The following is a 13526-nucleotide window of genomic DNA, read 5'->3' on the forward strand; positions in this document are numbered from 1 at the left end:
AAGACTCTTTTTAATTAGAAAAGCGGAAGTGGCCTGTTTACTAGACGCCGGTCTACTTTGCGCTAGACAAAGAAAAGAGGTGCCATGGCACTTGTCCACATTACGTAAAACAGCTATTTGGATTACTTTATTATCTCTTGTATTAAAACTTTCTGGTTTGTTACGTGAAAGTATCGTATCTAGTGTCTTTGGTGTTAGTGATGCAACAGATGGATACGTATATGCATTCTCTCTTATTACACTTGTTGTTGCGATGATCGGCGGCGGCTTTAATAACGTATTCTTACCTATGTATATGAAGAAGAAAAAAGATAACCCTGCTGCTGCTGAAGCAAACGCAAATGGTATTATGAATGGAACCATTATATTATTTCTATTCATATCTATTATTGGATATTTTTTAATTCCATACATTTTACCTTATATTACACCAAGTAGTATTAACCCTGGAGCGGAAGAAGTTGCGGTTAAGACGATGCAAGTATTCTTAGTTGCCATGAGCGCCGTTGCTTTGAATGGTATATTAGAATCTTATTTGCAAGGTCGAAGAATATTTGTACCAGCTCAAATATCGAAAATATCCGCAACCTTAATGGGTGCTATATTTGCACTATTATTCTCTAATATGTGGGGAATTTACAGCCTAGCATACGGTTTCGTATTCGGTACAGTTTTAGGAATCGTCGTTCAATTTATCTTTTTACTAAAAAGTGGATTCCGCTGGTCACCAAATGTAAAAGTAGAAAGCGAATTCCAAAAAACATTCTTAATTTTAATCATTCCATCCCTACTGAATTCCGTAGTAGGTCAGATTAATATGTTCGTTAATAAAACGTTCGCATTAGGTACAATGGATGGAGGTGCCACTTACTTAGACAAAGCATCTTTATTAGTCAGTATCCCTAATACAATCTATGCAACGACTATCGTGGCAATTATCTTCACACTTCTATCTGAACAGGTAGATGATAAGAAGAAATTCCAAAATACAATGCATATGGGTATGCAAATCTCACTAGTAACACTGTTACCAATGGCTATCGGCTTATGGTTAATCGGAAAAGAAGCCATTTCTTTCGTTTACGAACGCAATGCCTTTACGCCTGAAGATACAGCAAGAACGTACGATGCACTTGTCCTTTACTTACCAATGATTGTCGCCCAAGGTCTACAGTTTATCGTATCTAAATCGATGTATGCACGAGGTAAAACCTCTACTGTATTCAAAATTAGTGCAACAACTGTGTTGCTGAATTTTGTCATTAACTGGCTCATTGTAGATTCACTAGGCTATAAAGGATTAGCCGTAACAAGTTCGCTTGTTGCTATCTATTTCTTAATTGTTTCAACCATTGTCATGTACCGTGATTTCGATAAGAGCGAATCAAAGCGATTGATTGAAATGTTCATTCGCGTCATTCCACCAACATTGTTAATGGCTGCGCCAATTTATGTACTTAAACAATACACACCACTAGGAAATTGGCCAAGCTTAATTCAATTAATACTATTTGGTGGATTAGGAGCTGCTATTTATGCAGTAGGTTTGAAACTATTCTACAAAGAAGCTTTCAACCGTTTGCTATCACTTGTAAGAAGAAAGAAATCCGAATAAACGAAAAGCCCTCGTATCTAATAGAAGAGATACGAGGGCTTTTTTGAATAATTCAGCCGCTGCTTCAATTGATACTACGGCTTCGTGATAAATTCTTGTGTCCATAAATTTGAGCCATAATAACCTACACCAATATGGGTAAAGTTAGCGTTTAAAATATTGTTTCGATGCCCCTCACTATTCATCCAGCTATTCATTACCTCTTCTGGTGTTCGTTGACCCATTGCAATATTCTCACCTGCAAGATAGTATGAAATACCAAACTTACTTAACAGTGCCTTTTGATTTCCATAGGTTGGGCTATTGTGATCGAAATATTTATTATCATTCATATCCTGCGATTTAAATCGAGCCACTTTACTTAATTCTGTATCTAGAATCAATGGTTTTAATCCTTTTTTAGCCCGCTCTTCATTCACTAATTCAACTACTTGCTTTTCAAAATTATTCACTACATACGGCATTTTTCCCGATATCGTTAACAGACGATTAATAAATGCTGCTGCATGTTCACGAGTTGCATTTTGTTTTGGTTTAAACAGAATGCCACCGTCTGCTTCATAGCCTTTAATAATATTAAGTCCCATCATGCTATAGATTGCTTTCATCGTTACAGATGAAGTCACTTCATTTCTATCAAGTACAACAATAGATGTACTCTTTGGTTGAACCCCTAAATAAGTTAATGCATTATTAATCATTAATGCCATTTGCTCACGAGTGATTAAACTATTAGGTGAAAAAGTTGTCGTAGTAACTCCTTGTACAATTTTCGCTTTAGCAGCTGCGTTAATTCCTGGAGCTAGTTTTGAATTGACATTCACATCTTTAAATCTAGGCTCTCCTTCTGGTAGTTTAAGAGCACGAGAAATAAATGTAGCGAACTCCGCTCTTGTTACCTTCCCATATGGTCTATACGTTCCATCTCCATATCCAGAGATTACTCCTATATCAATCATAGCCTGCATTTCAGCACTAATTGTTTCATTGGAAGCCGCAGACGTTGATGGTACTTGTATGAAAGAAAACAATAATACCAAGCTTAAACATAATGTTGCGATTTTCTTCATGCTATTCTCCTATCTCCACTTCATAATTTACACACAATTATAGGTTTATCATAAAACGCTATTGAAATATAGTAGATTGAAAGAGAAATATAGAAATGAATAAAAGGTACCATTTTTTAATGTTTGTATTTTCTCTACCCCAAAAGTAGTACATTAAAAAACATAAATAAGAAAAGCGCAAGCGCCCGTTTTGCGACGTATAGATTGGAGCACTTCGACTGAGATAAAGGAAAAACCGAAATGTGGAGAACGCCCGTTTATCGGTGACAAGCATAAGGCAAGCTGGCTAGAAGGTCGCTTTTAACCTTCTGGACTGATTGACTTATGACCTCGAGCCGATGGCGTTCGGAACTAGACAATACGAAGAGGCGGTAGCCTTTTTCGTGTTGACTTATCGTAGGGAGATGGGCGAAATCTACTAGTCACTGGGCGCTGGAGCTAGACACCGAACAAATTTATATATATTCTTATCTTTCAAAAAAAAGACGCATGCATATTAGCACGCGTCCTCTATCTATCTAACAATATTACTCTTACTTAGCAATTGGTAATTGATGTGCATATTTAGAAACGATGTAGCCATATAAATCTGTATTACTATCAGAAAGAATTTGATACCACGTATAGTCAGCTCTCTCTTCTTTTGAAGTTACAGCAAACACAAATCCCTCTTTCGAGTATGTATAAATTTTATTAGCGTTTTGCGCTTCAGGTTTAGAATAAACATTCATACTAGCTGTAGATTCATAGATTTGATATGGAGATGGATTATTTTCAAAATCCTTACCGCCCATTTCTTTATCTAAAGAATACATAGTCCCAGAAATTTTCTGTCCCCAGTTTGGATCTGTTGCATAGCGTACGTTTACTCCTCTAGCTTTATTACCAAGAATACCACTATTTGCGAACATACCATCTACAGGTACGTATTTTTTATTCAAATATTGATTAACTAATTCTGCCACACAATCACGAGTAGTCTTAAAGACTGAACCCGCTGAAGGATTGCTATCATACACTTTAATTCCGAAAAGGTTATTCTTAGTTTGTGCGTTTGTACTCATACCATAATCACTCTCAATAACCGCCTTCGATAAGACCATTAAAGCATTGATTTTATGATACTTCTCAAAATCTTTTAAAATACTACCTAATCCAAGCAATTTACTTTTCTTTGTTGCATCTTTATATTTCGCATAACCTTTTGGATTATTTTTATACAACGATTCTACGTACTGTAGTTTCTTCATAATAATTGCATCAAGCTCCGCAGCACTATAATTCGTTGCTGTACGGTAAGGAAGTACATTGAAATATTGATAGAATGTCCCTACTTCAGTACCGTCTTCTTTAACAAACGTAGCCCCATCCCAACTATAATACTTCTCACCTGCCGCCAAAGCTACTGGTGCTTTTCCGTATATGTATGATGCAGACTGCTTTGTAACTGGATTATAAATATAGTGCTTCAGATTTCTCTGTGCATCAACAACATAATACGAGCGATTTTCTGTAGTAACCTCTGGTTGTAAATAAGCATCACTCTGATTCACATAACCGATTTGTCCTGCTACTTTAACCGTAATCTTCGAATCATCAGAAGTGACGTATTCCATTTCACTTCCATACATAACACCTAATAGTAAGGTCTTTAAATTAGATTGATACACATTAGTAGCTGAACCAGATGCTGGAGCCTTCGCTACTACAATACCTTTATTCATTTTTATGATTTTATTATTATGCAATATCACTTGATTCGCATCATTTGTGAAAGCTGCATTTGCCTCTTGAAAAGTTTTATATGTTTTTAAGCTCGGCGTAACACTGCTTTTTTGATTAATCGTTCCAATTGCAAAAGGATACACTTTTGAAGGGGAGTCCGGCTTCTCCGGTGTTACTGGGTCAGTCGGCGCTATTGGTTTATCTTCTTCTGGTAAACCGACGGATGGGTCATTCTGATTATTGACCGCTAACATACGATATATAAAAGCAGCTGCATGAGCACGAGTTGCTTTTTCAGTTGGATTGAATTTCAACCCTTCAGTAGTTTGAGAACCTAGAATAATTTGATGGCCTACCATATTTGCTACGGCTGATGTTGCTTTAATAGAATCTCGATCAACAAACGTAATTTCTGCAATTTTTTTCCCAATTTTTAAATAACTCAATGCTCGATCAATCATTATAGCCATTTGCTCACGCGTTATAGCATCATTTGGGCCAAATTTAGTGGCTGTATAACCTGTAATAAGACCTGCGCTTGCCGCTGCATTAATTCCTGACGCTAACGAAGAATTTTTCGGTACATCAGTAAATCGATTCTCTCCATTTGGAAGCTTAAGTGCACGAGCGAGGAATGTTGCAAATTGCCCACGGTTCACGTAGTCATTTGGAGCCAAATCCCCATTCGAGTAACCTGTGATAATCCCTTGAGCCACCATAGCCTGCATTTCTTTTTGTAATGAATTGGCAGAAACATGAGTGAATGGTAATAACGAAAATATTAATACGAAACTTAGAAGTATAGAAACTAGCTTTTTCATAGTGCGCTCCTTTCGATTAGTAAAAGTTAACTAAGTCATTTTTCTTTCTATCGGCATGTTACTCTCAAATTTCTACATATAGTTCTATAAATCCTCCTAAATATTAAAAAAATATGTATATTTTTTGAATTTTATCAGTAAATTATCACAATAAAACAATAATTACGTTACTTAAAACTAGCTATTTAACACCTATAAGTAGTATAGTAATAGTCTTATAGTAATAATAAAAACCCACTCGAATTATGAGTGGGTTTTCATTATTATTTTGCTATTGGTAATATTTTGGTATATTGTGCAGAAATAAAACCATATCGCTCACTTTTACTATCTGATAATATTTTATGCCACTCTGAGTCTAAAGACTCGTCAACAGTAGCTACTGGATAGCCAGCTTTCGGATACGTATAAAGCTTATTCGTATTTGTAACACCTGCCGTAGAGCGTACATTTACTCCTTCTGTTGTAGTCTCATAAATCTTATATAGAGAAGAACTCTTTAAGTAATCTTTTCCTCCTAACGCCTTCTCTAGCTGATAAATATGACCAGCAATTTTTTGTCCCCAATATGGATCAGAGGCATAGCGAACATTCATACCTCGTGCTTTATTCCCTAACATTCCTCCATTAGCAAAAGCTCCATCTACCGGAATATAGTTCTTATTTAAATAATTAGTAACAAGTGAAGATACACAATCCCGAATCGAAGCATAAGCTTCACCATTTTGCGGGTTACTATCATATACCTTAATGCCGAAAATATTATTATTATTTTGAGCATGATTACTCATTCCATATTCACTTTCAAGAATCCCCATTCCAACAATTACAAGAGCATTAATCTTATGATATGTCTCAAAATTTTTCGCTATTGTTCCAAGACCTATTAATTTACTTTTCTTGGTCGCATCTTTATATTTTGCATAAGAGGAGGGATTCTTCTTATATAATGCTTCCACCTCTGCTAACTTTGTTGCAATATATTTATCTAATTCAGCTGCACTATACTTCGTGCTTGTACGTATTGGAAGCATATTAAAATACTGATAAAACGTTCCTACAGTAGCTCCATTTTCAGTCTCAAACGTGGCACCGTCCCAACTTATGTATTTCATACCTTGTTTTAAAGCTGAAGGTGCTTTACCAGCAATATATGAGCTTGTGCTAGCTGTGTCATGATTAAAAATAGTATGTACTAAGTCACCTGCTGTATTAACACTATAATAAGAACGACCTTTCAGTGCCTGTGAAGGAATTAATGTAATATCTTCATGCTTCACATATCCCGTTCTTCCTGCTACCTTAACTGTGACTTTGCTATCGTCTGATGTCACATATTCCAGCTCATTCCCCTTGGAAATAGGTGCGTAAATTGTCTTCATATCAGATTCATATACAATCGTTGTTGCATTACCTGCACCCGGATTACTAACAGCAAGCCCGTAACGCATTTTGACAACTTTATTATTTTTCAAAATCACTTGATTAGTAGAATTGGTAATAGCTCGAGAAGCCTCTGTAAATGTTTTATAAGAATTAGTACTTGGTGTAATCGTCCCAGTGGCGCTAACTGTACCAACTCGATAAGGATGTACTGTTACCGGCGGTGTAGGAGCAGGCGTACTATCAAGATTTAGCATTCGTGAAAGAAAAGCAGCCGCTTCTGCTCGAGTCGCTTCATTCTTTGGTTTAAACACAGTTCCGCTACCATTCGGATTAGGATATCCAGCAATAATCTTTAAACCAACCATATATGAAATGGCAAGTCTAGATCCTGATGATTCAATAGTTGCTTCATCCGCAAAAGTAAGAGCCCCTTTAACTTTTGTGATTTTTAAATAATCTAGCGACTTATCAATCATAATTGCCATTTGTTCCCTTGTTATTAAGTCATTAAGTCCAAATTGTCCAGATGGATAACCACTAATAATACCTGCTGCTGCTGCGGCATTAATTCCTTCCGCCAACTTTGAGCTTGGAGACACATCAGGGAATTGATGCTTCCCTTTAGGTAAATCCAAAGCTCGTGAAAGAAAAGTTGCAAATTGTCCACGATTAACTTTTTCATTCGGAGCATATATACCTTCCTCATAACCGTAAATAACTCCTCTATTGATCATATCTCTCATTTCTTTTTCCAATGTAATACCAGAAATATCATCAGCATACACTTGTGAAACTGGTAACATAAAAATCAAAAGCGCTAAACTAAAAAACAATGAAACTAGTTTTTTCATTAAAAATCTCCTTTCAATCAAACATTACTCTTTTATACTATATTAATATAATTATATCCTTATAATTAAAAATTTTGAATTACCCCATTAAACAGTTTATAACAAAATACTAAATCGCTAAATTATTATTCAAAAGGAACTTTTCTTCCCATCTTTAGATAATAAATCCCACAGAAAAAACATTTCCTGTGGGATTTATTATCTTTAATTCTCTTATACCCAAATTAATGCATACCAAACTCCCTTGATACAACTGGACATACTACTATATACTCATATCGTATTTTGAGCATAGAAATATGTTTACCAATTAGACCAAAGGTAATCTATTGTTTTCATTTACTATATAATTCAATAATTTTTTACAATCACTCTGCCTATTTTATATACAAATCAAAAAGCTCCCATACAATTTATACCAATCATAATATCAACTACTACATGTCCAATAAAGGAGCTATAAATAACAGCTGCTTCTAGTGAAAGACAGCACTTTATACAAAGTTATATATTAAAAGAGTGAGCTTTCTCGTTCGGGAAATCTGTAAATTCGACTTCGCTGTCTTACTTGGCGCTAGTACTATGATACCAGATACAACCATTTACGTATTTTATGTTTGCATTACAAAAAATCACACCATATCCTTTTTATATATGTTTTTACATTTTTTAAAACAAAAAAATGATAAAAGAACACAAAACTCAACAGATTTGAGCTTTGTGTTCTTTGTCTTACTTTAATTTTTCATTTTTAGCTTTTGATAAAAATACAGCGTATGTACCTCTAGTCATTTTTTCATAAGGTCTAAATGTACCATCTCCGAAGCCCGCCGCGATTTTATGATAGGTCATACGATTTATTTGTTCGTATCCTGTAACATTTGGATTAACGTCTTTAAACGAATTAACAGATTTAGCTGGTGATAATTGAAAGCCACTTGCAATCATTATACTCATTTCTGCACGTGTTACAGCTTGTTGCCCACGAAATGTACCATCTGAGAACCCTTTAAGAATGCCATTTTTCACCGCTGCTCCAATATGCGCTGCTCCAACTGAATCCTTGGTTACATCTTTAAAAGGTAGATCACTCGCATCCGGTTGAATACCAAGTGCATTTACTAATAAAATAACAGCCTCTGCTCTTGTAATATTTTGAAAAGGTTTAATCTCTCCAGATGCATATCCATTCATTATTTTTTCATTTTTCAAATACATTACGTTACGACTAAACCAATAATCATTCTTCATATCTACTACGACTGGTGATAATAGATTTGCATGAAAAAGCTTAGCTTGCGTTAAATCTTCTTTTCCGTTAATCAGTGGTACAAGCTTATAACGAATCTTTCCTTTAGAACCGAAATCTTTTATACTTCGATCGGTTCCATTTGAGATTATTTTCTTATCAAAACGATATAAATTATAGCCAGTTGCTTTCTCTGGTAATTGTGCAACTGATATATTAACTACACTATCAGCACTTTCTTCTACCGCGATATTCGTTTTATTAGAAACAACAGAATCTACTTGAACTAGGCCATAGCCAAACCTCACATCTCTACCAACAGATCCTAAATCTTTCGCGTTCAATTGTAATAATTCTCTTATTTCTACATTATCTAACTCTGGGTATTTCTCCATATAAAGAGCAGCAACTCCTGTAACAAATGGAGCAGCCATAGACGTACCAGACATGTTACCATAGCTATTTTGCGAGGTTGGTAATGTGCTATAAATGAGCTCACCAGGAGCCGTTAATTCCATTTCATTTCCCATAGAACTAGTTGCAAGAAGATCATTGTTTTTCCCTAAAGAAGATACAGCAATTACTTCGGGATACTTTCCAGGAAACTGTACATTATTTTCGTTACCATTTGGATGCCGCTTATTGCCACCAGCAGCTATAATTAAAATCCCTTGATTATAGGCTTTTTTGATAAATTCTCGAATAGCTGGCTCTTCATCACTATAAGTTAAACTCATATTAATAATATCCATATTATTTTTCATTGCCCAGTCAAGTGCAGCCATTATAGAAGAAGTGGTTCCAACACCAATTTTATTCAAGGCTTTAATTCCATAGATTGAAGCACCTGGAGCTACGCCTAAGACACCAATATCATTATCTTGAGCCGCAATGATTCCAGCTACATGTGTACCGTGCCCATCATCATCATAGTAAGATCGTGCGCACGCATCTGGATTATCAATAAGATCCAATACACATTTCCCACCTGCTACCTTTAAATCTGGATGATTATAATCAATCCCACTATCAATAATGCCAATTTTGACACCTTTACCGGTTAAGGAGGATGGATATTTATCCGGGAGATTTATTTTAGTATGTCCCCAATTAACAACCTGTCCTCTAGCCTTAACTACTTGATCTTCTTTAACGCTTTGTATTGATTGTTCTTGTAAGAGTGAGTCTATCAGATGTGATTGTATTTCAATGGTGATAGCCGGGACTTTTTGATAGCTTTGTATAACCTTTGAATTGTATTTCTTAAGAAGTTTGTAATCAATTTGTTTGTTAAATAATACGTTTACCCTCGTTGTATTTTGAATAGTTTCCTCAACGAGTGGTTGGCTATTCTTATTTGATTGTTGTTCAACTGCTTCAGCACTGCTACTGTAAGGTAAAAAAAATAAAAAAAATGCAATGATTAGAAAACTACTATATCTCCTCATAGTTTCTCCCCTTGAAATTTTACTATATATAAAAAGGAGCCTTATAATAGACTCCTTTTTATCAATTTAATCATTTAACGCATTTTAATATAATCCATTTACATTAAAACCTTTAGCTTTATAATAATCTAAGATTCCTTGATAAATAGCTGTTGCTGCTTTTTGACGATAAGTCGGAGACGCTAGCTTAGCATTATCTGACTTATTATCTATGAATCCTAATTCTACTAAAACAGCAGGCATGGAATTCTCACGAATAACATGCAAATCCCCATGTTTTTCTCCACGATTATTATGTTCCATTGCTTTATAAAGTCGAGTCTGAATTTTCTCTGCAAGTAATTTGCTATCAGCTGTATTTGGATTTACTGCTCTCGATGTATCATAGTAATACGTTTCAGAACCGCTTGCATTACCATTGGCAGCATTAGCATGAATACTTACAAATGTATTCGCCTTATTTTGTTTAGCAAAAGTTACACGCTCTGATAATTCTAAGAAAACATCCGTTGATCTCGTAAGTTTTACGGTAAACGGTGTATTTGCTAATAATTTCTGTAAGCGTAACCCTGTATCAAGCACTACGTATTTCTCTGTTAGATTGTATCCTACGGCTCCAGAGTCTTTTCCACCATGACCTGGGTCAATGACAATCACTTGTGATGCAAGTGAATTATTGCCACCAGAACTACCACCGTCGCCACCAGAAGAAATATTACCTGTTAAATATGAATCTAGTACAAAACCAATTATACTACCAGATTTAACCAATGTCCATGTTCCTACTTTATATCCTATTTCTACCTTTGTATTGTTTTTTAGCGCACTAATCGTGCCATACTTAGTAGAAGGACCTTTTCTAACATTAAGTGAATCAACATTTACATATTTCGTTCCTGAGAATGAAATAGTTGGCTTTGTACGTAACGTGTAGTCAATCGATCTTGCAAGAAAAACCGCAAAGTCTGCACGAATAAGAGTTTTATCTGCACCAAACGTTCCATTACTAAATCCTTGAGCAATTCCTCGTGACATTAATGCATTTGCGGCACCTGATACAGTGTTTCCAAAGCTATAATTAAATGCTTTACTGATCATAACTGCCATTTCTCCACGTGTTACATGTGCATAAGGTCTAAATGTTCCATCGCCGTACCCTGATAAAATCTTTTTGTCCACTGCGGACTGTATATATCCAGATGCAAAATTATTAGAGCTAACATCCTTAAATGTTGTTGCTCTTTTTGTACCATCTAAGTTTAAAGCTCGGCCAATCATAGCCGCTGCTTCTCCTCGTGTCACTATACTATTTGGTACGAAATTGCCTTTTCCATCACCAGTGACAATATCGCCCTGGCCTAGATATGTAATTTCTTTATAGGCACGATGGTTTGAACCTATGTCTTTAAAAGTAGTTGCTGCTTCTGATTTAGTTAGACCAACCGTTAAAACTGTTGACATAGCTAGTAAGAGACAAAGTAGTAGTTTTACAGCTTTCATTAATTCCATTTCCTCCCTTTCTACACTTTTTCTATATTACCATAGTTTTTTACATTCACTTGATAAAATAGACCTATTTTTTTATATTATTAAATAGTAAATGCCCACCTTTATTGATTGATGCGTATACATCAAATTAATATATATGTATAACGAATAGTTTGGGTGAATTGAAAAGTTTTGTCCTTTCCAGTTATATAGTATAACAAATAATTATTTGAAAAATGGGATAAATCCTTATTTATCATCATATAGACATACAAATGTAATATATTTAACTCTTTATTTAAAACTTTAACAATATATTTTAATAATCTCTAAATCTCACTGAATTTTATATTTCAAATAAAAAGAAGCCTTTACAAAGTTAGACTCCCTCGTAAACACTTCTAACAAAACCCTAATTCTTATCTTTTCGCATATTGAACAATCCACTTTTTAAGAGCATACACACCTAATATAATTCCCACAACAATCCCAGATATGGCAACAAAGAAGGAAATCCATTCAAATAAAGAGTAGCTCCAGATTACACGCCACTTAATTTCCCCCTCCCAATCTTTGATAACTAAATTCATTCCGTAGATGCCCGAAATGACTGTATAGATGGTCAATATTTGCAATAAATAACTATGACGTTTAGATGTTAATTTTTCATGATTTTGATAAAGAGTTTCTAATGTTTTCTTTACATAACTATATAAATAATCAATTTGATATACACTTTTTACAATTTGAAAGATTTCTTTACCGTGTGTACTACTATTCACTTCGGCAGAGAAATACCTTGAAGAAAAGGTAGTAATTTTAACAATCAAATCTTCAATACGTTCTTGATCTTTATTTATTTTTATTTCTGATTGCTCATACGTTAGTTTCATAAGAGCAATTTTATAGAAGAAATAGAGTAGAATAGAGTAGAAGTGCTTTCCATACATAGCATTAGAAAGAGATTCTTGTAGTTTATTATTCTGACTTTTCGTCACACACGAAAAGGTATAATCACTGACAACATAATAGGTTTCATCAGCCCATCGATCATACACATGCTTTTCATAATAGCGTTTAATATATTCTGGATTATTGGCTCCAATTAATGGTTCTCCATCATCACGATAACCATATAAATGACCAATACGAAACAGTTCAGTAGGCGTTAAAAGACTATCTTCATCTACAGATATATATGATATAACAAACATTCTTTCATCCATAAAGAACGGCAAACTACCGAAGTATGTAGAATTTTGATTATCATCATCAATATACTTACTTATATCCAAATACAAAACGTGAAAAATAAAATCTCTGACCTTCGTAAAGCTTCGGTCTTTATATTGTATGCAGTGTGTTTGATCCTCTACAATAGGCTCCATTGCTCTGAACTCATCACTAAATTGGAGAGTGTCCGACAATGACAATCGTCTTGGCAAAACCACTCGAATATTCATGATGCCAATTTGGTACGGACAAATAATAATATCAAGCGAGACTATATCAAATGTAGTTTTAATTTTTTTTGATGTTAACTCGCAATGTAACTGGATTGCCTTAGAAAATCGTCTTAAACACTCTGTTTCTTCTATAGAACTAGGAAACAGAATACTCTCTATATTAGGAAGAAAGAATTTTTCCAAACTACGATGTGAAACTTGATTTTGACCGTAAAATCTTTTTTCCTGTTCTAGCTTTTTTAAATCAAAAAATTCATATCCATTTTCAAGCAGGCTTTTCATTAATTTTTTATTAAAGTTATTTTTTAATTTAAAGGGAAACATGAACTGAAATTGCGCACCATCCATGTCCGTACGACTATCATTACCTATCTCCGTCATCGCCATCTACACTCACTTCCATCCTA

Annotated in this window: 6 protein-coding genes and 2 pseudogenes; 1 reads left to right on the forward strand and 7 read right to left on the reverse strand. The window is 34.7% G+C overall.

Annotation, left to right across the window (positions count from 1 at the left end; all coding sequences use genetic code 11):
* The first annotated feature begins 91 nt into the window (after positions 1-91).
* Positions 92-1615 carry a murein biosynthesis integral membrane protein MurJ gene (gene murJ, locus TX86_RS17680; protein ID WP_042350947.1) on the forward strand — a complete coding sequence of 508 codons (1524 nt, stop codon included), beginning with the start codon at positions 92-94 and terminating at the stop codon, positions 1613-1615.
* Positions 1616-1689: 74 nt separating this feature from the next.
* On the opposite strand, the pseudogene TX86_RS27575 reads toward murJ, so the two are convergent.
* From TX86_RS27575 to TX86_RS17710, 7 genes and pseudogenes are all read right to left on the reverse strand, one after another.
* A pseudogene (locus TX86_RS27575) lies at positions 1690-2058 on the reverse strand (CAP domain-containing protein); the annotation flags it as partial.
* A 273-nt stretch (positions 2059-2331) separates the two neighbouring features.
* A pseudogene (locus TX86_RS27875) lies at positions 2332-2685 on the reverse strand (S-layer homology domain-containing protein); the annotation flags it as partial.
* Positions 2686-3218: 533 nt separating this feature from the next.
* Positions 3219-5231: an S-layer homology domain-containing protein gene (locus TX86_RS17690; protein WP_042350949.1), complete on the reverse strand. Its 2013-nt coding sequence runs from the start codon at positions 5229-5231 to the stop codon at positions 3219-3221.
* Positions 5232-5494: 263 nt separating this feature from the next.
* Positions 5495-7468 (reverse strand): S-layer homology domain-containing protein, encoded by a 1974-nt coding sequence (locus TX86_RS17695; protein WP_042350950.1) that lies wholly within the window; start codon positions 7466-7468, stop codon positions 5495-5497.
* A 732-nt stretch (positions 7469-8200) separates the two neighbouring features.
* Positions 8201-10165 (reverse strand): S8 family peptidase, encoded by a 1965-nt coding sequence (locus tag TX86_RS25890; RefSeq protein WP_052343732.1) that lies wholly within the window; start codon positions 10163-10165, stop codon positions 8201-8203.
* Positions 10166-10249: 84 nt separating this feature from the next.
* Entirely contained in the window at positions 10250-11674 is a 1425-nt protein-coding gene (locus TX86_RS17705; RefSeq protein ID WP_336469866.1) for an N-acetylmuramoyl-L-alanine amidase, read from the reverse strand.
* 398 nt (positions 11675-12072) lie between these two features.
* Positions 12073-13506: a hypothetical protein gene (locus TX86_RS17710; protein WP_081707742.1), complete on the reverse strand. Its 1434-nt coding sequence runs from the start codon at positions 13504-13506 to the stop codon at positions 12073-12075.
* Positions 13507-13526 lie beyond the last annotated feature (20 nt).

Source organism: Bacillus massiliigorillae (assembly GCF_000380245.2).
Lineage (GTDB): Bacteria > Bacillota > Bacilli > Bacillales > DSM-1321 > Bacillus_AD > Bacillus_AD massiliigorillae.

What these genes read in the sequence shown, in the direction of transcription:
- TX86_RS17710 (WP_081707742.1), bottom strand. Translation starts at nt 13,506, where the DNA reads ATGGCGATGACGGAGATAGGTAATGATAGTCGTACGGACATGGATGGT.
- TX86_RS17695 (WP_042350950.1), bottom strand. Translation starts at nt 7,468, where the DNA reads ATGAAAAAACTAGTTTCATTGTTTTTTAGTTTAGCGCTTTTGATTTTT.
- TX86_RS25890 (WP_052343732.1), bottom strand. Translation starts at nt 10,165, where the DNA reads ATGAGGAGATATAGTAGTTTTCTAATCATTGCATTTTTTTTATTTTTT.
- TX86_RS17705 (WP_336469866.1), bottom strand. Translation starts at nt 11,674, where the DNA reads ATGGAATTAATGAAAGCTGTAAAACTACTACTTTGTCTCTTACTAGCT.
- TX86_RS17690 (WP_042350949.1), bottom strand. Translation starts at nt 5,231, where the DNA reads ATGAAAAAGCTAGTTTCTATACTTCTAAGTTTCGTATTAATATTTTCG.